This is a genomic window from Streptomyces sp. C (genome assembly GCF_000158895.1).
In the GTDB taxonomy this organism is placed as follows: Bacteria; Actinomycetota; Actinomycetes; order Streptomycetales; family Streptomycetaceae; genus Streptomyces; species Streptomyces racemochromogenes.
Genome location: NZ_GG657750.1, coordinates 1,566,564 through 1,586,514, shown reverse-complemented (window position 1 = coordinate 1,586,514; position 19,951 = coordinate 1,566,564). Strand labels below are relative to the sequence as shown.

19 protein-coding genes, 6 tRNA genes and 4 pseudogenes are annotated in these 19,951 nt (G+C 73.1%); 16 read left to right on the top strand and 13 right to left on the bottom strand.

Features of this window, described 5'->3' with window-relative positions:
- On the top strand, positions 1-1,683 hold a 1,683-nt coding region (cobT, locus tag SSNG_RS06990; RefSeq protein ID WP_042800650.1), incomplete at its 5' end, for a nicotinate-nucleotide--dimethylbenzimidazole phosphoribosyltransferase.
- A 663-nt stretch (positions 1,684-2,346) separates the two neighbouring features.
- On the opposite strand, the gene SSNG_RS06985 is transcribed toward cobT, so the two are convergent.
- Positions 2,347-2,544 carry a hypothetical protein gene (locus SSNG_RS06985; protein WP_042800649.1) on the bottom strand — a complete coding sequence of 66 codons (198 nt, stop codon included), beginning with the start codon at positions 2,542-2,544 and terminating at the stop codon, positions 2,347-2,349.
- 74 nt (positions 2,545-2,618) lie between these two features.
- On the opposite strand from SSNG_RS06985, the gene SSNG_RS06980 reads away from it, so the two are divergent.
- The gene (locus SSNG_RS06980) at positions 2,619-2,906 is read left to right on the top strand and encodes a hypothetical protein (protein ID WP_007263101.1); all 288 of its coding nucleotides are present in this window, start codon (positions 2,619-2,621) and stop codon (positions 2,904-2,906) included.
- 84 nt (positions 2,907-2,990) lie between these two features.
- Positions 2,991-3,647: an HAD family hydrolase gene (locus tag SSNG_RS06975; protein ID WP_007263100.1), complete on the top strand. Its 657-nt coding sequence runs from the start codon at positions 2,991-2,993 to the stop codon at positions 3,645-3,647.
- Here the strand turns inward: SSNG_RS06975 and SSNG_RS06970 are convergent.
- Positions 3,637-4,863 (bottom strand): hypothetical protein, encoded by a 1,227-nt coding sequence (locus tag SSNG_RS06970; protein WP_042800648.1) that lies wholly within the window; start codon positions 4,861-4,863, stop codon positions 3,637-3,639. The two genes, SSNG_RS06975 and SSNG_RS06970, sit on opposite strands and share 11 nt — an antisense overlap.
- A 216-nt stretch (positions 4,864-5,079) precedes the next feature.
- Between SSNG_RS06970 and SSNG_RS41900 the strand changes: the two genes are divergently transcribed.
- The 4 genes from SSNG_RS41900 (at position 5,080) to SSNG_RS06955 (ending at position 8,092) form a co-directional block, all read left to right on the top strand.
- Entirely contained in the window at positions 5,080-5,226 is a 147-nt protein-coding gene (locus SSNG_RS41900) for a hypothetical protein (protein ID WP_165364982.1), read from the top strand.
- On the top strand, positions 5,219-5,473 hold the full coding sequence (locus SSNG_RS06965) for a hypothetical protein (RefSeq protein ID WP_007263098.1): 255 nt from the start codon (positions 5,219-5,221) through the stop codon (positions 5,471-5,473). Before SSNG_RS41900 ends, SSNG_RS06965 begins: the two co-directional genes overlap by 8 nt.
- Positions 5,474-6,010: 537 nt before the next feature.
- Positions 6,011-7,234: a uroporphyrinogen-III C-methyltransferase gene (gene cobA, locus SSNG_RS06960; RefSeq protein ID WP_007263097.1), complete on the top strand. Its 1,224-nt coding sequence runs from the start codon at positions 6,011-6,013 to the stop codon at positions 7,232-7,234.
- A 42-nt stretch (positions 7,235-7,276) separates the two neighbouring features.
- Positions 7,277-8,092: an RNA methyltransferase gene (locus SSNG_RS06955; protein WP_007263096.1), complete on the top strand. Its 816-nt coding sequence runs from the start codon at positions 7,277-7,279 to the stop codon at positions 8,090-8,092.
- A gap of 63 nt (positions 8,093-8,155) precedes the next feature.
- Here SSNG_RS06955 and SSNG_RS39225 read toward each other — a convergent pair.
- Positions 8,156-9,322, bottom strand: a pseudogene (locus SSNG_RS39225) (protein kinase); the annotation flags it as partial.
- A 551-nt stretch (positions 9,323-9,873) separates the two neighbouring features.
- Here SSNG_RS39225 and SSNG_RS06945 point away from each other — a divergent pair.
- Positions 9,874-10,059, top strand: a complete 186-nt coding sequence (locus tag SSNG_RS06945) for a hypothetical protein (RefSeq protein WP_042800647.1) — start codon at positions 9,874-9,876, stop codon at positions 10,057-10,059.
- Between the two features lie 205 nt (positions 10,060-10,264).
- On the opposite strand, the gene SSNG_RS06940 is transcribed toward SSNG_RS06945, so the two are convergent.
- The 5 genes from SSNG_RS06940 to SSNG_RS06920 all read right to left on the bottom strand — a co-directional run bounded on the left by SSNG_RS06940 (position 10,265) and on the right by SSNG_RS06920 (position 10,739).
- A tRNA-Val gene (locus tag SSNG_RS06940) sits at positions 10,265-10,336 on the bottom strand.
- 48 nt (positions 10,337-10,384) lie between these two features.
- Positions 10,385-10,456: transfer RNA gene (locus SSNG_RS06935), tRNA-Val, on the bottom strand.
- A gap of 23 nt (positions 10,457-10,479) precedes the next feature.
- Positions 10,480-10,551, bottom strand: a tRNA-Val gene (locus SSNG_RS06930).
- Position 10,552: 1 nt separating this feature from the next.
- Positions 10,553-10,626, bottom strand: a tRNA-Cys gene (locus tag SSNG_RS06925).
- Positions 10,627-10,666: 40 nt separating this feature from the next.
- Positions 10,667-10,739, bottom strand: a tRNA-Gly gene (locus SSNG_RS06920).
- 181 nt (positions 10,740-10,920) lie between these two features.
- On the opposite strand from SSNG_RS06920, the gene SSNG_RS06915 reads away from it, so the two are divergent.
- The 4 genes from SSNG_RS06915 to SSNG_RS06900 all read left to right on the top strand — a co-directional run bounded on the left by SSNG_RS06915 (position 10,921) and on the right by SSNG_RS06900 (position 14,352).
- Complete coding sequence (locus SSNG_RS06915; protein ID WP_007263092.1) at positions 10,921-12,006, top strand: chorismate-binding protein; 1,086 nt, start codon at positions 10,921-10,923, stop codon at positions 12,004-12,006.
- A complete protein-coding gene (locus SSNG_RS06910; RefSeq protein WP_007263091.1) occupies positions 12,003-12,824 on the top strand; it encodes an aminodeoxychorismate lyase in 822 nt (273 codons plus the stop codon). The genes SSNG_RS06915 and SSNG_RS06910 overlap by 4 nt, the downstream gene beginning before the upstream one ends.
- A gap of 62 nt (positions 12,825-12,886) precedes the next feature.
- Positions 12,887-13,711 (top strand): GNAT family N-acetyltransferase, encoded by an 825-nt coding sequence (locus SSNG_RS06905; RefSeq protein WP_007263090.1) that lies wholly within the window; start codon positions 12,887-12,889, stop codon positions 13,709-13,711.
- Between the two features lie 11 nt (positions 13,712-13,722).
- Positions 13,723-14,352: a hypothetical protein gene (locus SSNG_RS06900; RefSeq protein ID WP_007263089.1), complete on the top strand. Its 630-nt coding sequence runs from the start codon at positions 13,723-13,725 to the stop codon at positions 14,350-14,352.
- A 26-nt stretch (positions 14,353-14,378) separates the two neighbouring features.
- Here the strand turns inward: SSNG_RS06900 and SSNG_RS06895 are convergent, their stop codons facing one another.
- On the bottom strand, positions 14,379-14,882 hold the full coding sequence (locus SSNG_RS06895; protein WP_042800646.1) for a DsbA family protein: 504 nt from the start codon (positions 14,880-14,882) through the stop codon (positions 14,379-14,381).
- A 152-nt stretch (positions 14,883-15,034) separates the two neighbouring features.
- Between SSNG_RS06895 and SSNG_RS06890 the strand changes: the two genes are divergently transcribed.
- Positions 15,035-15,478, top strand: a complete 444-nt coding sequence (locus tag SSNG_RS06890; protein ID WP_007263087.1) for a hypothetical protein — start codon at positions 15,035-15,037, stop codon at positions 15,476-15,478.
- A gap of 159 nt (positions 15,479-15,637) precedes the next feature.
- Here the strand turns inward: SSNG_RS06890 and SSNG_RS06885 are convergent, their stop codons facing one another.
- Complete coding sequence (locus tag SSNG_RS06885; RefSeq protein ID WP_128636887.1) at positions 15,638-16,315, bottom strand: intradiol ring-cleavage dioxygenase; 678 nt, start codon at positions 16,313-16,315, stop codon at positions 15,638-15,640.
- 346 nt (positions 16,316-16,661) lie between these two features.
- Between SSNG_RS06885 and SSNG_RS43580 the strand changes: the two are divergent.
- Positions 16,662-16,868, top strand: a pseudogene (locus SSNG_RS43580) (hypothetical protein); the annotation flags it as partial.
- 28 nt (positions 16,869-16,896) lie between these two features.
- On the opposite strand, the pseudogene SSNG_RS06880 reads toward SSNG_RS43580, so the two are convergent.
- Together SSNG_RS06880 and SSNG_RS06875 are read right to left on the bottom strand one after the other, a co-directional pair.
- Positions 16,897-17,445: pseudogene (locus SSNG_RS06880) on the bottom strand (CGNR zinc finger domain-containing protein); the annotation flags it as partial.
- A gap of 211 nt (positions 17,446-17,656) precedes the next feature.
- Positions 17,657-18,070, bottom strand: coding sequence for an SsgA family sporulation/cell division regulator (locus tag SSNG_RS06875; protein ID WP_030011909.1), 414 nt, complete (start codon positions 18,068-18,070; stop codon positions 17,657-17,659).
- A 177-nt stretch (positions 18,071-18,247) separates the two neighbouring features.
- Between SSNG_RS06875 and SSNG_RS06870 the strand changes: the two genes are divergently transcribed.
- Together SSNG_RS06870 and SSNG_RS06865 are read left to right on the top strand one after the other, a co-directional pair.
- Positions 18,248-18,688 carry a TIGR02611 family protein gene (locus SSNG_RS06870; RefSeq protein ID WP_007263083.1) on the top strand — a complete coding sequence of 147 codons (441 nt, stop codon included), beginning with the start codon at positions 18,248-18,250 and terminating at the stop codon, positions 18,686-18,688.
- A gap of 84 nt (positions 18,689-18,772) precedes the next feature.
- Positions 18,773-18,844 (top strand) — tRNA-Val (locus tag SSNG_RS06865).
- Positions 18,845-18,941: 97 nt separating this feature from the next.
- Here SSNG_RS06865 and SSNG_RS44770 read toward each other — a convergent pair.
- A pseudogene (locus SSNG_RS44770) lies at positions 18,942-19,728 on the bottom strand (hypothetical protein); the annotation flags it as partial.
- Positions 19,729-19,951: the final 223 nt, after the last annotated feature.

Below are 19,951 nucleotides of genomic sequence, written 5' to 3'. Positions count from 1 at the left end.
GTGATGCGCGAACGCCGCGACATCCGCAAGGGCTTCCGCACCGACCCCATCCCGCACGAGGTGCTGCTCCGCGTCCTGGAGGCGGCCCACACCGCGCCCAGCGTCGGCCACTCGCAGCCCTGGGACTTCGTCGTCATCCGCTCCGCCGAGACCCGCCGGACCATGCACGAGCTCGCCCAGAAGCAGCGCGAGGCCTACGCCAAGTCGCTGCCCAAGGGCCGGGCCAAGCAGTTCAAGGAACTGAAGATCGAGGCCATCCTCGACACCCCGGTGAACATCGTCGTCACCGCCGACCCCACCCGCGGCGGCCGCCACACCCTCGGCCGGCACACCCAGCCGCAGATGGCCCCGTACTCCTCCGCCCTCGCCGTCGAGAACCTCTGGCTCGCCGCACGCGCCGAAGGCCTCGGCGTCGGCTGGGTCAGCTTCTTCGACGAGCGCGAGATGGTCCGCGCGCTGGGGCTCCCCGAGCACCTGGAGGTCGTCGCGTACCTGTGCGTCGGGTACGTCGACGAGTTCCCCGAGGAGCCGGAGCTGATGCAGGCGGGCTGGTCGCAGCGGCGACCGCTGGCCTGGGTCGTCCACGAGGAGACGTACGGCCGCCGCGCGCTGCCCGGCGAGGCCCCGCACGACCTGCTCTCCGAGACCGTCGCCAGCATCCGCCCGCTCGACGCCAAGGCGCTCGGCGAGGCCTGGGAGCGGCAGAAGCGCATGACGAAGCCCGCGGGCGCGCTCGGCATGCTGGAGATCATCTCCGCGCAGCTGTCCGGCCTGTCGCGGGTCTGCCCGCCGCCGATCCCGGAGCCCGCCGCCGTCGCGATCTTCGCCGGTGACCACGGTGTCCACGCCCAGGGCGTCACCCCGTGGCCCCAGGAGGTCACCACGCAGATGGTGGCCAACTTCCTGGGCGGCGGGGCCGTCTGCAACGCCTTCGCCAACCAGGTCGGCGCCGAGGTCTGCGTCATCGACGTCGGCGTCGCCGGGGACCTCCCCGCCACCCCCGGCCTGCTCCCGCGCAAGGTCCGCCCGGGCACGGACGACCTGTCCGTCGGCCCCGCGATGTCCCGCGAGGAGGCCATCGCGGCCATCGAGGTCGGCATCGAGACGGCGCGCGACCTCGTGGCGGCGGGCAACAAGGCGCTCCTCACGGGCGAGATGGGCATCGCCAACACCACGGTGTCGGCCGCCCTCATCTCCGTCTTCACCGGAGTCGACCCGGCGGAGGTCACCGGGCGCGGTACCGGCATCAACGACGAGACCCACGCCCGCAAGGTCGAGGTCGTCCGGCGCGCCCTGGAGCTCCACCAGCCGGACCCGGCGGACCCGATCGGCGTCCTTGCGGCCATCGGCGGCCTGGAGCACGCCGCGATCGTCGGCCTGCTGCTCGGCGGCGCCTCCCTGCGCACGCCGGTCATCCTGGACGGCGTGAGCGCCGGCGCGGCCGCCCTGGTGGCCCGCGCCATCGCCCCCGAAGCCCTGTCGGCCTGCATCGCCGGCCACCGCAGCGCGGAACCGGGCCACGTGGCCGCACTCAACAAGCTCGGCCTGCGCCCCCTGGTCGACCTGGACCTCCGCCTCGGCGAAGGCACCGGCGCCCTCCTGGCCCTCCCCCTGGTCCAGAGCGCGGCCCGCGCGATGCACGAGGTGGCCACGTTCGACTCGGCGGGCGTGACGGAGAAGTAGCGGGTACGTGCCTTCCTGCGCCCCGGGGCCGGACACCAGAGGGTGTCCGGCCCCGGGGCTTTTCGGGGTTCGGGCAGGCTATCTCCCCCTCGAGGGGGTGGGGGCCGGTCGGTGGCTGCCCACCCGCCTCCCCGTCTGCGGGCCGGTGGCCGGGGAGCGGTATCCCCTCGGGCGGGATCAGAGCCGGTTTGGGGGTTTCCCGTCAGTCCCATCGTCCTTCCGGTTCGGGCCGGCCTGTCAAGGGCGCTCCTTCGTCGCGTCGCTTCGCGATGGCCTTCGGCCACCCTTGACAGACCGACCCGCCCCGGAATGCCGAAAGACTGCCGGGAAGCCCCCAAAGAAACGGGACGGACGATCCTTGGAGGAGCGGGCATCTCAGTGCTGAGACGAGCGGCCGGGCGCCGGCCCGCCGGGCATCCGGGGCCTCACATCCGCGATTCCGGGCCAGGGGCGCGACTACCCGCACGAGAGGTTGACCAAGTCCACCGGCGGAGCCCCCAAGGCGCAGCAGATCGCTACGCGCTCCTCCTTGCTTGGCGGCCGTCGACCGTCCGGGGCCGCTGCTGTCATGAGACGGCGATCAGGACAGCGAAGGGCTCCGTCAGGCGCGACAGATCGCTACGCGCTCCTCACGTCTCGGCGCCAGCGGCCCGTCTGGGGTTGCTACGAAGCCCGGTCGGAGCCGGTCGGCGCGGGCGGCCTCTGGTGACCGCACTCCAGCACCGTTCCGTTGGCGGCGGTGACCGTGCATTCGAAGGCGATCTTGGTCGGGTCGCCGTCCTCGTAGAGCCAGACGGTGATGCCGCCCTCCCAGACGAGGGCCTCGCCGGCGTTCTCCACGGGCAGCTTGCTGCGTCCCATTTCGCCCCCAAGACCGCCCCCCCCGATGCCCCAGCGCACTGTGTCCGCCAATCAGAGCGTGCGAGCGCCACAAGGTGATCGGCCGCCACGCCAATGCCTGGTCGACGCATCCGAAGCACCTGACCAGGGGCCACACGGCGCAGCTGCTCGGCAACACGACGCCTGCCCAGCAAAGGCTGCACACGCCGTGCGACGGCTTCGACGTACGGGCCCTGGCCGAACAGCACCTGTTGGAGGCGGACCTGGGACGGCAACTACCCGGAGGTCATCCGCCCCCAGACCGGCATGTTCGGCCCATCGAAGCCGTTTCGGAGGACGCCCCGGCGCTTGACCGGCTCGCCGCCTACTTCGGCCGCGTCTGATGCTGCGCAGGTGCGACAGTTCACCGGGTAGGGCGTTTTCCAGTCTCAGGGATCAAGGTCCAGTTCGCGGGCTAGGGTGCCCGTATGACGATTCGCGCTGTGGTTTTCGACGTGGGCGAGTGCCTGGTGGACGAGACGCGGGAATACGGGACCTGGGCTGATTGGCTTGGCGTACCGCGTCACACTTTCGCAGCGATGTTCGGTGCCGTCATCGCACAGGGGCGTGACTATCGGGAGACGTTCCAGGCCTTCCGGCCGGGCTTCGACCTTTATGAGCAGCGCGAGGCCCGTGCGGCTGCGGGGCAGCCCGAGCACTTTGACGAGGGTGACCTCTACGCGGACGTCAGGTCCGCGCTGGCGCAGCTGCGGGCCGACGGGTTGTGGCTGGGCATCGCCGGTAATCAGACCGTTCGGGCCGGTGGGATCCTGCGGGACCTCTTCGCCTCGGACGTGGACCTGATCGGGACCTCGGACGACTGGGGGGCGAGCAAGCCCGACCCTGAGTTCTTCGTCCGCGTCGCGAAGGCCGTGCCCTTCGCTCCAGAGGAGATCCTGTACGTCGGTGACCGGGTCGACAACGACCTGCGACCCGCTGCTGCCGCAGGTATGCAGAGTGCCCTCATTCGGCGGGGGCCGTGGGCCACCATCCAGTGGGACACCCCGGAGGCCGTGGACCTGCCGACCTTCAGGGTCCACAGCCTCATCGAACTGCCCGGCCGGATCGCTGAGTTCAACGGCTGAGTGCGCTGAGGGTCGCGGCCCAGCCGTACAGCCGATCGTCGAGGTCGCGCACGCACTCCTCGTGCTGCCACTCCGTGAGCGCCCGTCGCGCCTCGCGGATCCTCTCCATGCCGGTCGCATACCAGTGCGTTTCCAGTTGTTCGAGTGCTTGGACGGCGAAGATGCAGGCAGCCTCGGGTGCACCGGCCGCAGCCTCTACCGCCGCCAAGTCGGCGAGAACCACGGTGCGCTGTTTGTCCGCATCGGCGGGCAGAGCCTCCAGGACGCTGAGGAGAGTTTCTCGCGCCTGTGGGAGGTGGCCGGCGATGAGTTGGGTGTTCCCCTTGAACGCGGCGAGCCGGACCGCACTGAACCAGTCCATCCATTCCGGCGAGGCGTGTTGAGACCCGTCGGCCAGGACACCCTCGCCGTGTGCGATCAGGTTCAGTGCCGTTCTGGTCCGTCCGCAGCGTGTCTCGCACTCGGCCTCGACGGCGTCCAGCCACGCCAGGAATTCGGCGGAGGCCGGCCCACGGCGGGCGTAGGTCCGTGCCATCACCATCCGCTCGACGGCTCCGTCGCGATTGCCGCCCCATCCCGGGACAAAGGCCATGTGGGCCAGAACTGCCGCACCGAGCAGTGGATCATCCGCCTCTCCAGCGGCCTGGAGGGCTCGGAGCCATGTCTCAGCAGCCTGCTCGGGCTCGCGCATGTCGAAGAACTCGATACGACCGGTCAAGAGGAAGGACTCGGCCAGTGCTGCCGCGAGGATCTGCCGAGTGGCACCGGCCGTGGCCGGCAGGAGGGCCTCACCGAGGGCGGCATGAGCGCCGACCGCAGGGTGGAGGACGTTGGGCTCGACCGTCCAATACAGCCGTCGGTGCGCTCGCGTCACGCCCAGATAGTCGGTGGCCGCGCTGCTCGGCTGCATGGTTGCGGCGTTCTGCACAGCTGACCTGATACGCGGAATCCGTGCACGCCGAGTCGTCAGTGTCCGGTCGTGCCCGGTCGGCGGAGTGAACCCTAGGGCCTCGATGTCCTGCCCGAGCAGCTCGGTCAGCGCCTGTTGCGCTGCGGCGTAGGGCCACGGTGGTGCGTCGGATTCCCACCGCCTGACCTGACGCACGTCGATGGAAACGCCCCGCTCGGCGAGGGCCTCCACCAGCGCCTGCTGCGAGAGGTAACCGGCGGCCACACGAGCGGCCTTGAATCGGACGTTTCCAGGCGACCTTCCCACACTCAACCTCCTTACGTTAGCGGGTAGGTGGCCACTGTCTCAGCAAGTCCTCCGCAAAGCCACCTCTCACCGCAAGGGGCCAGAAGAAGTCCCCTAATAGGCATGAGAGGACCTGAAGAAGTCCTCGCCCAAGACCTTTCCAGGGGCGATCCTTCCTTTCCCGGCACGAACGCCGCCTGGGAATCCCCGCTCGCTGATGACGGCAGGAAGCGCCCCGTGAACACCCACATCGATCAACATGCATCAGACATGCCCTGGCCTCGCCCCGAACCCGTGCTCGCACCCAGTCAGGATCTGCTCGACCGCGCACATAGCGGTTGGCAGCGCTTCCTCGACTCCTTCGAGGAGCCGGCCCATGAGTGAGCAGTACGAGTACGTTCCGCACCGCTTGCTCCGCCGCCGGGTGCGCGACATCGCCTCTGGGACCGAGGGCGTGCTGATGGCCGTGGTCAACGAGAACGTCTCCGACACCGGCATCGAGCGCTGGATGGAGCTGGCGTACATCCGGGGCGCTTCCGGCCGAGAGTTCACGACCGCCGTGGACAACGTCCAGCCCGCCCAAGACCAGCCCCAGACGGCCCGCAGGCGCCGGGATGAGGGACGCGCGTAGCGATCTGTCGCGTCTGGGGGGCTTCCTGGGCTGCTCTGGTCGTCTTCTCGTGCGGGTTGTCGCGCCCCTGGTCCGGAATCGCAGATGTGGGGGCCGGATGTCGGGCGGGCCGGCGCCCGGCCCCTCGCCTCATCGCTGAGGGACCCGCTCCTCCGACGTTGGACCGTGCCGTTTCTTTGGGGGTTTCCCGGCAGTCTTTCGGCTTTCCGGTTCGGGTCGGTCGGTCAAGGGTCGCCGAAGGCGATCGCGTAGCGACGCGACGAAGGAGCGCTCTTGAGGGACCGGGCCGCCCCGGAACGACGATGGGACTGACGGGAAAGCCCCCGCACGCTCCGATCCGGGCCGCCGGAATCCCGCCACCCCCACCCCGACCAGGCGAAACCTCCTCCGCGAACTTCGGCCCCGCAGGTACCCCCGGCGCCGATGGGTCGTATCGTGGTCCCGGACGGGCGCCCCGCACCGTGTGCCCGACCAGCCGCTCCAGCGCAGCAGCGGCAGCCGCCGTCCACACCCGCCGCATCAGGAGCCGCAACCGCCATGGCAAACCCGGCACACCCCGCCTACCCCGTAGGACTCCGTCTGGCAGGGCGCCGCGTCGTCGTCATCGGCGGCGGGCAGGTCGCCCAGCGCCGGCTGCCCGCGCTCGTCGCGGCCGGTGCCGACGTGCTGCTGGTCTCCCCCTCCGCGACCCCCTCCGTGGACGCGATGGCGGAGACCGGCGAGATCCGCTGGGAGCGGCGCCGCTACCAGGACGGCGACCTCGACGGTGCCTGGTACGCGCTGATCGCGACCCGGGACCGGGCCGCCAACGACGCCGCCTCCGCCGAGGCCGAGGCACGGCGGGTCTGGTGCGTGCGGGCCGACGACGCCGACGCCGCCACCGCCTGGACCCCGGCGACCGGCCGGGTGGAGGGCGTCACCGTCGCCGTGCTCAGCGGCAACGACCCGCGCCGTTCCGCCGCCGTGCGCGACGCGGTCGTCGAGGGGCTGCGCGACGGCTCCCTGACCGCCGCCCGGCCCCGCGTGCCCGGTGTCGCCCTCGTCGGCGGCGGGCCCGGCGACCCGGACCTGATCACCGTGCGCGGCCGCCGCCTGCTCGCCGAGGCCGACGTGGTCATCGCCGACCGGCTCGGCCCCCGCGACCTGCTGGACGAGCTCCCGCCGCACGTCGAGGTCATCGACGCCGCGAAGATCCCGTACGGCCGTTTCATGGCCCAGGAGGCCATCAACAACGCCCTGATCGAGCACGCCAAGGCCGGCAAGGCCGTGGTCCGGCTCAAGGGCGGGGACCCGTACGTCTTCGGCCGCGGCATGGAGGAGCTCCAGGCCCTCGCGGCCGAGGGGATCGCCTGCACCGTCGTGCCCGGCATCTCCAGCTCCATCTCGGTGCCGAGCGCCGCCGGGATCCCCGTCACCCACCGCGGGGTCGCCCACGAGTTCACCGTGGTCAGCGGCCACGTCGGACCCGACGACCCGCGCTCCCTCGTCGACTGGGCGGCCCTCGCCAAGCTCACCGGCACGATCGTCATCCTCATGGGCGTCGACAAGATCGGCCTGATCGCGGAGGCCCTGGTCCGCCACGGCCGCTCCGCCGACACGCCCGTCGCGGTCGTCCAGGAAGGCACCACCGCCACCCAGCGCCGGGTGGACGCCACCCTCGCCACGGTCGGCGAGACCGTCAAGGCGCAGGAGGTCCGCCCGCCGGCCGTCATCGTCATCGGTGACGTCGTACGCGTCAACGCACCCCTCACCGACGCCTGACAGGCCGTTGGCACCGCACCCAGGACAAGGCAGTATCACCCTGTGGCTGATCTCATCACCATCGAAGACCCCGACGACCCGCGCCTGCGCGACTACACGGGCCTGACCGACGTCGAGCTGCGGCGCCGCCGCGAGCCCGCCGAGGGGCTGTTCATCGCCGAGGGCGAGAAGGTCATCCGGCGGGCCAAGGACGCCGGGTACGAGATGCGGTCGATGCTGCTCTCGGCCAAGTGGGTCGACGTCATGCGCGACGTCATCGACGAGCTCCCCGCCCCGGTCTACGCCGTCAGCCCCGACCTCGCCGAGCGGGTCACCGGCTACCACGTGCACCGCGGCGCCCTCGCCTCGATGCAGCGCAAGCCGCTGCCCACGGCGCAGGAGCTGCTGGCGTCGGCGCGCCGGGTGGCCGTCATGGAGGCGGTCAACGACCACACCAACATCGGCGCCATCTTCCGCAGCGCCGCCGCCCTCGGCATGGACGCCGTACTGCTGTCGCCGGACTGCGCGGACCCGCTGTACCGGCGCTCGGTGAAGGTGTCGATGGGCGCGGTGTTCTCCGTGCCCTACGCCCGCCTGGAAGCCTGGCCCAAGAGCCTGGACACGGTGCGGGAGGCGGGCTTCAAGCTCCTCGCCCTCACCCCGCACGAGAAGGCCTCGCCGATCGACGTGGCGGCCCCGCAGACCCTGGACCGGGTCGCGCTGATGCTGGGCGCGGAGGGCGACGGGCTGTCGACGCAGGCGCTGGTCGCCGCCGACGAGTGGGTGCGGATCCCGATGGCGCACGGCGTGGACTCGCTGAACGTGGGCGCGGCCGCGGCCGTCGCCTTCTACGCGGTGGCCGGCAGCGGCCGCGCGTAGTCGCCGTCCCGCACGAAGGGGTGCCCCCGCCCGGCCGGGGGGGGGCCCCCCTTTCAGAAGTTTCTGCGCGAGCGCGATGCCCAGGGCCACGATCAGGGTGACCACGACGAACACGATCAGCCGCTGCCGCAGCAGCTTCGGGTCCGGCCGCGACGGGCGCCGCCCGGCGCCGGTCGTACGAGGACCCGTGCGGCCCCCCGTACGCCCGGCGGTGGATCCGGGGTTGCGGGGCGACGAGGGGCGCGGCTGGGGCCCGCTGTGGGGGCCCTGCGGCCTGGTGACGGGGGTCGCGCCCCCGGTACGCCGCTCCGTGCTGCGGTCCGCGTGGCCCGGGCCCCGTCCGTCGGGCCGTGCCGCGGGCCGCTCCACGCGGGCCCGCTGCGCCGGCGGGCGCCCGTCGCCCAGCCCCTGCGCCTCGCGGGCGGCGATCTCCTTCAGCCGCATCGACAGCTGGAGCGTGGTGGGCCGTTCCTCGGGGTCCTTGGCCAGACAGGCCCGCACCAGCGGAGCGAGCGCGTCCGGGACCCCGACCAGGTGCGGCTCCTCGTGCACCACGCGGTACAGCATCACCTCGGAACTGCCGTGCCCGAAGGGCGAGTCGGCGGTGGCCGCGTAGGCGAGCGTGGCGCCGAGGGCGAACACGTCGGTGGCCGGGGTGACGGCGGCGCCGCGCACCTGCTCGGGTGCGAGGAAGCCGGGGGAGCCGACGGCGGTGCCCACGTGGGTGAGGGTGCTGGCCCCGGTGGCCCAGGCGATGCCGAAGTCGATGATCCGGGGGCCCTTGGGGGAGAGCAGGATGTTCGAGGGCTTCAGGTCGCGGTGGACCACCCCCGCCTCGTGCACGGCGACCAGGCCCTCGGAGAGCGCGGCACCGATCGCGGCGATCTGCGCTGCCGTCAGGGGCCCTTCCTCGGCGACCTTGTCGTGCAGCGAGGGGCCGGGTACGTACTGGGTGGCGAACCAGGGGCGTTCCGCGTCCAGGTCGGCGGCCACCAGCCGGGCCGTGCAGCCGCCGCGGATCCGCCGGGCCGCGGACACCTCGCGGGCGAACCGGGAGCGGAACTCCTGGTCCTCGGCCAGGTCGGGCCGGATCACCTTGAGGGCCACGCGCTGGCCGCGCCGGTCCGACCCCAGGTAGACCACGCCCATGCCGCCGGCGCCGAGCCGCCGGTGCAGTCTGAACGAGCCGACGACACGCGGGTCCTCGCGCCGGAGCCGCATCATCGCCATGTCCACCCCGCTGACGGTCGTCCTGCTGACCTGGCACAGCTTACGGACCATCCGGCACGAGCGCTCAGAGGCCGCGCCCTCCCGGGGGAATTCGATTGTCAGTGCGGGGCAGGCCACTTGAGGGTGCGTCGGCTCCCGCGCCCGACCGCGTCCCGCGACCCGAGGCCCGGCCCAAACGGCCCTCGGACCAAGGGGATTGGCGCCCCCACCGCTCCCGCGGCGGGCCGGATCCGAGGGGGACGGGGCCATCCCGGCGGGCGGGGTCGTCAACGCCCCGTACGAAGACATGGGTGTGCGGGGAGTGACGGAAGTGAGCGAAGTCACTACGCTCCGAAAGCCCCCTCAGGGAAGACCCCCATCGCGGGGGAGGGATCTCCACCCAGGGGAGTACGCGGGGGCCGGCCCCGTCATCCTCCTGGAGGCCCGCCAAGGGGTACGAGGGCATGAGGCCAGGAGCCTTCCGGCCGCCTAGTGTTGAAGACAAGCGGCGGGTGGCGCACTCGTCCCCCGAGGTCACGAGCCCGCCGCTGCCAGACGACAGGGAGAGGACCATGGCGGACATCGCACGGCAGGGACGCAAGGCATTCGCGTTCAACGGCCATGAGTCCGGCAAGCGGCACCCGCTGGTGGCCGCGGCCATGGTCCTTCCCCTGGCCGCCCTCCTGCTCTTCCTCTTCGGGGGCTTCGAGCAGGTGGCGGCGCAGGCGTCGTCCGTGGGCGTGATGCTGGGGCGCTGAGCGGCGCCCCGGGTCCGGAAGAGCGGTCCGGGCCGGGACATCGGCCTGTCGCACCCCGTGGGGACGGGGGAGCGGCGGACGGCAGGTGAAGGGTGCTGCCCGTACGACTGGGGAGTCGGACGGGCAGCACCCTTTTTCGCGTGCCCGGACGCCCACGGCAACGCGGAAGCCCCGGCCGTCGTGACGGCCGGGGCTTCCGGTGCGGTGCGCGATACTGGGATTGAACCAGTGACCTCTTCCGTGTCAGGGAAGCGCTCTCCCGCTGAGCTAATCGCGCGGGGACCTTCTTCGCGTCATGCGAAGCCGCAGGTCGGGCGGTGTTGCGTGCGCGATACTGGGATTGAACCAGTGACCTCTTCCGTGTCAGGGAAGCGCTCTCCCGCTGAGCTAATCGCGCGGGTGGATCCGTGAGGAACCAAGTGGACGATACTGGGATTGAACCAGTGACCTCTTCCGTGTCAGGGAAGCGCTCTCCCGCTGAGCTAATCGTCCTTGGAGGTGGAGACGGGATTTGAACCCGTGTAGACGGCTTTGCAGGCCGTTGCCTCGCCTCTCGGCCACTCCACCTCGGAGTGTGCAGGGGTTCTCGGGAAGATCCCCCACTCAGAGCGGACGACGAGACTCGAACTCGCGACATCCACCTTGGCAAGGTGGTGCTCTACCAACTGAGCTACGTCCGCAGTGTCACCGTGTTCGCTCCGGGGTTTTTCCCCGGCGCTCCCTGGCGACGTGTTGAACTCTAGCGGATTCCGGGGCCAGCTCAAAAACGCGTTTCCGCAGCGTGCTGCCACCCGATCACCGGAGGTCACCCGTCGGTCACCTCACCGGCGCCATCCCGCCACCGGTCATAGACTCGCAGCCGTGCACGACCTGCCTCCCCTGGCCCGCTTCGGCGGCCTTCTCGCGACCGACCTCCGAGACGTCACCAGCGACCCCTCGGCCCTCGACTCCACCGGGTTCTGGGCGGTGACCGCAGACTTCGAAGGCCGGCTGGTCTGCGCGCGCTTCGGGGACATACGCCCCGACCCCGTACCCGCGCCCGTGCCCGGCGCCTGGCGCGGACCGGCCGCCGACCGCTGGTCCTCCTCGCTCGACCGCTCCGCGTACGTGGCGGGCGTCCGGCGGATCCGCGAGTACATCGCGGCGGGGGAGGTCTACCAGGCCAACCTCTGCCGCGTGATGTCCGCGCCCCTGCCGGACCCGGCCTCCGCCGACGTGGACGCCCTGACCTCGCTCCTCGCGCGCGGTAACCCCGCCCCCTACGCAGGAACGATTCGGCTCAGGGCCCACGGCGTCGAGATCGCCACCGCCTCCCCCGAGCTCTACCTGAGCCGCCACGGCCGCCACGTCGAGTCCGGACCCATCAAGGGAACCGGCCGCACCGCCGCCGACCTCCTGCCCAAGGACCACGCCGAGAACGTCATGATCGTGGACCTCGTCCGCAACGACCTCGGCCGCGTCTGCTCCACCGGCTCCGTCACCGTCCCCGAGCTGTGCGCCCTGGAGGAGCACCCCGGCCTCGTCCACCTCGTTTCCACCGTCAGCGGCGAACTCGCCGCCGACGCCGGCTGGCCCGAGCTGCTCGCCGCCACCTTCCCGCCCGGCTCGGTCACCGGCGCCCCCAAGTCCTCCGCCCTGCGGATCATCGAAGAGCTGGAGACAGCCCCCCGCGGCCCCTACTGTGGGGGCATCGGCTGGGTCGACGCCGACCGCGGCACCGCCGCGCTCGCCGTGGGCATCCGCACCTTCTGGATCGACCGCGAGGCACCCGGCGGCCCCCGCCTGAGCTTCGGCACCGGCGCCGGGATCACCTGGGGCTCCGACCCCGAACGCGAATGGGCCGAGACCGAGCTGAAGGCCGCCCGGCTGGTCGCACTGGCCTCCGGCGAGCCCCTGCCCGGCGTACACGAGACGACGCACGACCTGAGTGGAGGAACCGTACGGTGAGGATCTGGCTCGACGGCAGGCTGCGCGACGCCGATGACGCGAAGGTGTCCGTCCTGGACCACGGGCTGACCGTGGGCGACGGCGTCTTCGAAACGGTCAAGGCCCAGGACGGCACCCTCTTCGCCCTCACCCGCCACCTGGAGCGGCTGACCCGCTCCGCGCGCGGCCTGGGCCTGCCGGACCCCGACCTCGACGAGGTCCGCCGCGCCTGCGCCGCCGTGCTGGAGGCCAACCCCGTCCCGCTCGGCCGGCTCCGGATCACCTACACCGGCGGACTCTCCCCGCTGGGCTCCGACCGCGGCGACGCCGGACCCACCCTGGTCGTCGCCGTCGGCGAGACCACCCGCCGCCCCGACACCACCGCCGTCATCACCGTCCCGTGGGTCCGCAACGAGCGCTCCGCACTGACCGGCCTGAAGACCACCTCGTACGCCGAGAACGTCGTCGCCCTCGACCGGGCCAACCGCGCGGGAGCCTCCGAGGCACTCTTCGCCAACACCGTCGGACAGCTCTGCGAAGGCACCGGCTCCAACGTCTTCGTCGTCCTCGACGGCGAGATCCACACCCCGCCCGTCGCCTCGGGCTGCCTCGCGGGCATCACCCGCGCGCTGGCCGTCGAATGGACCGGGGCGAAGGAGACCGACCTCCCCTTCGACGTCCTGGAACGCGCCGAGGAGGTCTTCCTGACCTCCACCCTGCGCGACGTGCAGGCCGTCCACCGCGTCGACGGGCGCGTCCTGACCGGCGCTCCCGGCCCCGTCACGGCCAAGGCCATGCGCGTCTTCGACGAGCGCGCCGCGTCCGACGTCGACCCCTGAGCCTCCCCCCGGGCGCCCCACGCCCCGTGGTCACGGCGGCGCGGGGCGGGTAGAACTCGACGATGACCACCACCCTGCGGCCGAGCGGGCCGCTTCAGCAGAGCGACTCCGGCGCGCGCTCGCGCCCGTACGAGGTCCGCGTCAACAGCAGGCGCGTCGGGGCGCTGCTGATCGCCGCCGACACGCCCTTCGGACCGACGGTGGGGGAGATCCGGGACCTGGCCATCGACGAGCCGGACCGCCGCCGCGGCCGGGCCACCGTCGCGGCCCTCGCCGCCGAGGAGGTGCTGCGCGGCTGGGGCTGCCGCCGGGTGAGGATCTCGGTCCCGGCCGGCTCCCCGGGCGGGCTGCGGCTCGCGGCCGCCCTCGGCTACACCGAGTCCGGCCGCAACATGGCCAAGGAGCTCCCCGCCACCCCGCCCGCCCTCTCCGAGGGGGTCCTGGGCCGGCCCATGACCGACGCCGAGTACGCGGCCTGGGACGTACGGGCCCGCGCCGACTACGCGGCGAGCTGGGTGGCCCGGGGGATGCCCGAGGAGGCCGCCCGGGCCAAATCGGTGGCCGACCACGACGAGCAGCTCCCGCGGGGGCTCGCCACCCCCGGGATCACCTTCGCCGTCCTGGAGGCGGCGGGCACCCCCGTCGGCCACGTCTGGGTGGCGGCGGCCGGGGAGGGCTCGTACGTCTACGACGTCGCCGTCGCCGAGGAGCACCGCGGCCACGGCTACGGCCGCGACCTGATGCTGCTCGCGGAGCGGACGGCCATGGCCGCCGGGCACCGGGTGCTGGCGCTGCACGTGTTCACCGCCAACACCCCGGCCCTGCGCCTGTACGAGTCCCTCGGCTACCGGCCGACCCACGTCAACTACGGCAAGGACCTGATCTAGCCTGGTGCCCGATGGGTGCCGAGGAGCGTGAGCGCAAGGTGTACCGGCCGCTGCGGCGGGCCGGTCTGGAAGTGGTCCCGGACGCCGTGCCGGACGGTGTGGTGCCGTTCGTCGGCGCTTACGGGGCCGAGGACGTCGCCGGGTACTTCTCCCACCCGTACGACACCCCGCGGCTGGTGGAGCGGCTCAACGAGGACTGGTACGAGCTCGCCGTCTCCACGGGCCTCTTCGACCACCGGCGCGAGTTCCTCGTCATGCTCCCGCAGGGCACCCGGACGCACCGCGCCGCGCTGCACTACATGCACGAGGGCGCGGCGCCGCCGGCGCTCTGGACGCGGGTGCGGCTGCTGGAGCGCTGGGACGTGATGGGCCGGGGCGCGGGTTCCGCCTTCCTCGGCGTGCACGCGGGCCACCCGGGCTTCGGCATGATGGCGCTCGACAGCAGCGTGTACATCATCTGCTCGACGGGCGAGAGGGGCGTCGACGTGGTCGCGGTGTCCCACCCGTACCGCTCGCCGGAGGTCCTGCGGCACCTGGAGTGGGCCGCGAGCTGGAGCTTCCCCGGGAGCAACCCCGAGTTCGGCCGGCGGATCGCCGCCTGGCTCGCGGGCCGCCGGGAGCCCGCCACGGCGGAAGCGTAGGCCCCCGCCGCGGCGCCGGACACCGCTCAGGCGCTCCCGTCCGCGAGCAGCCGGTCCGTGATCTCCTCGATGCGGGCGCGCAGGCCCTCCTGGCTCTTGCCGCCGTCCAGGCGTTCGCCGCCGATCACGTAGGTCGGGGTGCCGGTCACACCGATGGCCTTGCCCTCGGCCTGGTCGGCGTCGACGATCAGGATGTGCCGGCCGTCGATCAGGGCGGTGTCGAACTCCTCCACGTCCAGGCCGAGTTCACGCGCCACGTCCAGCAGTACGGCCTCGCCCCGCTCGCCCAGCTCGGCGGTGCGGGCGAGCACGGCCTCCGCGTACGGCCAGCCCTGGCCCTGTTCCGCGGCCTCCTCGGCGGCCTGCGCGGCGGCGAAGGCGTGCTTGTGCTTCTCCAGCGGGAAGTGCCGCAGCCGGACGTCCAGCCGGTCGCCGTAGCGGGCCCGCAGGGCGCGCACGTCGTCCAGGGCGCTGTGGCAGTCCGGGCACTGGAGTTCGCACCAGACTTCGAGGATCACGGAATCGGTCATGCGGACAGTCTCCCAGACCCCCTGAGGAGGAGATCCGACCCCGAGATCTCCCGGAGATCCGTGCCGGCGGGCCCGCGGACATGGCCGCCGCGGCGGGGGCCGGTGCAGGATGGAAGGGACAGATCGCCCGCCGCCGACCGCCGGAGGACCGCATGCTCGCCGAGACCATTTGTTCCGCGGTGTCCGCGGCGGGCCTGGGCATCGCCGCAGTGACCGCGTACCGCAAGCGCTTCCTCGCCGCGACGCGGATCGCGGCGTACTCGCTGGTGCCGGTGGGCCTGGTGCTGACCGGCGTGGTGGCGTGGGTGTCCGGGATGGTCTTCAAGCCGACCGTCTGGGTCGGCTTCGGCCTGCTGGGCCTCGCGTGGGTGCTGTTCATGACCACCCGGGCCGTGGAGCGCCGCGGCCCGGGCCGGGCCGGGAAGGCCCCGAAGGCGGCCGGGGGAGCCCCCGGCCGGGAGGCCGTCGCGCCCGGCGCCTCCGTCCCCTCCGTGGGCACGGCAGGCCGTCAGGGCGCCGGGCCGGCCCCCGCCGCGTCGGCCCCGGCGGAGGACTTCTCCGACATCGAGGCGATCCTCAGGAAGCACGGGATCTGAAGGGTGCTGCGAGAGTCCTGTGCGGTGCTCGCGGTGCTCGCGGTGTCCGGTGCGGCGAGAGTGCGTGCCGGGCGCCGTGGACGCCGTGCGGGACCTTCGCAACACCCTCTGGAACCGTACGGAGCGCAGAGCGCAGAGCGCAGAGCTCGGAGCTCGGGGCTACGCGAGGCCCACGGTGAACGCCGCGCGGTAGCCGGTGCCGTCCGCGGCCGGGGTCAGGGTCATCTTCCCGTCGGCGGCCCGGTAGCGGTCGTCGTTGCCGTTCGGGTCGCGGGGGGCCTTGCGGCGGGCGTACGGCTGCCGCCCGTAGACGTCCTTCAGGAAGGCGTCGGGCAGGAAGAACTGCGAGGTCGTCTCGGAGCGCTCGTCGGGCCGGACCTTGAAGTGGATGTGCGGCGCCAGCCCCGCGTACCAGCCCGGCACGATCGTCTCGAAGACGCAGCGGCCGGCGGCGTCGGTGACCTGGACCCCGCGCAGCCAGGTCTGTCTGCCCTCCGAGTACACGCCGGACGCGTCGGCCTGCCAGATGTCGACGGCGGCGCCCGGGAGCGGCCGGCAGCCGTCCTTCACGCGCACCACCGTCAGCTCCAGCCGCAGCGGTACGCCCTCGCGGCCCTCGGTGACGTCCGACCGGGTCCGGCCGCGGCCGGAGTAGTTCGGGCCGGCGCCGGAGGTCACGGCCAGGACGCAGCCCGGGGTCGCGCCCGAGGGCGCAGGTGCGGCCCGGCCGGGTGTCGCCGGGCGGGCGCAGGCCGCCGTCAGCGCGGCGACCCCGGCGGATCCGGCGGTCAGCAGGAGGGCCCGCCGGCTGGTCGGGGTAGTGCCCTTGTCGGTCATGCGGAGCCTCTCGCGCCTGCGCCCGGGGCCGTCGCGGACGGCCGCCCACCGCGCCCACCGTCCCGCACCCCGGCGGCCGGGCCCGCGACCGACACACGGCCGACCGGGTCCTCCTGGGGCCTGCCTGACGATTCCCGCCGGGTCCGGCCCGCCCGGCACGCACGCCCGGCACGCACGCCCGGCCTGATCCGGTGCGAAGTGTCAGACAGGCCTTAGCGGAAGCGGGGCCCGCGCGGGGGAGAAACCCCGGGGAACCACCTGATCTGACGGGAGACGGCGAACTGCCGCGCCGGTCATGGCGTGTTGGGGGCGGGGCGGGGGTGCCCTGCGCGATCATCGCCCCGACATGCTCGACACATCCGAGGGTGAGCCGACGGCTCCCGTCTCCGAGGCCCCCATCGCCCGGGCCGCCGCCGCTCTGGCCCCCGAGGCCTCCCCGCCCGTCGCGGCCGAGGGGCGCGGGTGCCTCTTCGCGCTCTCCCAGCCGCCGCTGATGATCTTCCTAGCGGTGGTCGGGACCCTGCTGCTGCTCGCCGCCCTGCACGACCTCCTACCTGCTCTGAGCCCTCGGGCCGGACGTCCGCCTCCTTGCGGCGGGCCCGGTACGCCGCCACGTGCAGCCGGTTCCCGCAGGTCCGGCTGTCGCAGTAGCGGCGCGAGCGGTTCCGGGACAGGTCCACGAAGGCCCGCCGGCAGTCCGGGGCCTCGCAGCGGCGCAGCCGCTCCTGCTCCCCGGAGACCACGATGAAGGCCAGCGCCATGCCGCCGTCCGCCGCCAGGTGGTCGCCGACCGAGGCGCCCGGCGCGAAGTAGTGCACGTGCCAGTCGTAGCCGTCGTGGTCGGTGAGCTGCGGGGTGGTGCCGGCCGTGGCGACCAGCTCGTTGATCAGTGCGGCGGCCGCACGGGAGTTCGGTGCCGCGAAGACCTGGGCGAACTTGCCCCGGACCGTCCGCACCCCGGCGAGGTCGCGGGCGCCCAGCTCGCCGACGTCGCTGATCGCGTGCTCCTCGACGAAGGCGCGCAGCGCCCCGAGGTCGGAGAGGGCGTCGGGCTGCTCCGGTTCGGCCGCGGTGTTCACCAGCGCGACGACGACGTCGAGCGCGCGACGGGTGTCGTGGGGGATCTGCACGGGGTCGCTCCCTGGATGCCGGGCCTTGCGGCGGCGGGCCGCTGCCGCCCGCTGGGGGCCGACAATAGCGCTTACCGCGGGAAAGGTACCCGAGCACACCGGCGCCGCCCCCGCGGGTGGCTTCCGCGGAGACAGCGCCGGCACTGCCGTATGTGGTTGTCCGTCGCGCACCGTCGCCCCGAGTCGGACGGTGGCGGGCCGGGGGCCTGGCTCAGCTTTCGGCCAGGATGTGGGACAGCTCCTTGTCGAGGTCGAAGTGCCGGTGCTCGGTCCCGGGTGGGACCGCGGCGTCCGTCCGCTTGAGGAACGACTCGAGGGCTCGGGCGGGTGCCTCGAGCAGCGCTTCTCCCTCCGGTGAGCTCAGGGCGATGCAGACGACGCCCTGACCGTGGCTGCGGGACGGCCAGACGCGGACGTCGCCGGTACCGGTGGGCCGGTGGAGGCCCTCGGCGAGGAGGTCGCGGGCGAACACCCATTCGACCGTTTCCTCGGCGCCGGTGTGGAAGGTGGCGTGCACGGCGTAGGGATCGGCCGTGTCATACCGCAGGCCCGCCGGGACAGGCAGTGAGGACTCGCTCGACACAACGAGGCGCAGGTGCAGCTCGCAGCTGACCGTGGTGTTCATAAGCGCCAGGGCCTTTCGCTCAGTGTGCGCTCGGGGATTCGCACGTCGGCGAAATCGACATGCCACCTACGGTGCCGTTGTAAACCCCTCTGACCGTTTTGCGGACCTCTGGGTCCCTCGGACGGCGGATCCAAACCCGCATTCACGTGTGCTTCCGACTCCGGTAGATTCGGCGCCATGAATACGGGGAGTGACCGCGGAAACAACGAATCCGCCAGCAGCGAGCCGACCGCCGAAGACGCGCCGCAGCACGAGTCGAAGGCGCCCGCCTTCATCAAGGCCAACCGCAGCCTGCACCTGAGCTGGCAGGTCGGCGTCTTCGTCGTCGGCCTCGCCGTGATCGGCGCCGGCGTCGCCATGCTCGTCCTGCCCGGCCCCGGCTGGGTCGCGATCTTCGCGGGCCTCGCGATCTGGGCCACCGAGTTCGCCTGGGCGTCCCTCGTCCTGCGCTGGACCAAGCGCAAGGTCACCGAGGCCGCGCAGAAGGCCCTCGACCCGAAGGTGCGGCGCCGCAACATCATCCTCACCAGCGTCGGCCTCGCCATAGCGGTCGCGCTGATCGGGTTCTACCTGTGGAAGTACGGCCTCACCCTGCCGTGGAACATCAAGGACCAGTGACCGGCCGGTCCGGGCGCCCGGCCGGTACCGGTCCGGGGGTGTCACGGAGCACCGCTGACATGCGGTAATGTTTGCGGTGCGTCCGGGCGATTAGCTCAGTGGGAGAGCACTTCGTTCACACCGAAGGGGTCACTGGTTCGAACCCAGTATCGCCCACCCGGAGCAGAGGCCCGGAGACTCGGAAGAGTCTCCGGGCCTCTGTCGTACCCGGCCGCCGGAGCCGCCGCCCCGGCCGGCCCCCAGCGCACCGGTCTCAGCGCAGCCGCCCGATCGCCGCCCGCAGCCGGCGCGCGTCCCGCAGCCGCTTCTCGTACGTCGCGCCCACCACCAGCAGCAGCAGGCCCGCCAGCGCCGGCGGCAGCCCAGCGCGGCAGCACGCCCACCACCTGCACCACGTACGGGGCCAGCTCGTGCAGCGCCACCGCCGCCAGCACCGCACCGCCCAGCAGCAGCGGCGCCCGGAGCCGGCGGTGCGCCCCCGCCAGGGTGAGGGCCAGCGCAGCCGTCCCCAGCAGCAGCGGCCGCAGCCAGTGCGCGTCGCCCCAGGCGGCCACCAGGCTCGGCAGCAGCGCCGCCCCCAGCCCCGGCCCGTACGCGGACCAGGACGAGGCCTCCGGATCCCGGCGGCGGCGCAGCAGCCCCACCGCGAGCGCCGGCACCGCCACCGGCAGCGCGTACGCCTCCGGCACCGCCACCCCCCACGCCGCCAGCCGCACCCAGGCCGCCGCCGTGAACAGCACCCCGGCCGCCCAGCCCAGCGCGCGCCGCTCCGGCCGCAGCGCAGCCCCGGCGCACACCGCCCCGGCCAGCCCGAGCGCCAGCGCCAGCACCGGCGCGTCACCCGCCGCGAGCGCCACCGCCACCGCCAGGGCCCCCACCCCGGCCGCCGCCGCCTCCGCGGCGACCCGCACCGGACCCAGCCGGGGCGCCGACGCCGCCACCAGCGCCGGGACCGCCAGGACCGCCACCGCCCGCCAGGACCAGGGCAGCCCCGCCACCGCGCCCAGCGCCACCACCAGCGCGGCCGCGTACCCGACGGCGCCCACCGCGCAGCCCGCCCGCACCGGCAGCGCCGCGGCCCTGAGGGCGGCTCCCAGGGCGCAGCAGGCTCCCAGCAGCCCGAACACCGCGAAGGTGGCCGCCCGGCCGTTCCAGGGCGGCCAGGGACACGCTGAGGGCCCCCACGGCCGCGCACCCCCCGGCTGCGAACGCCACCGCCCCGCGCCGGAGCCCGCACCGCCGCCACCCCGGCCGCCGCCACCA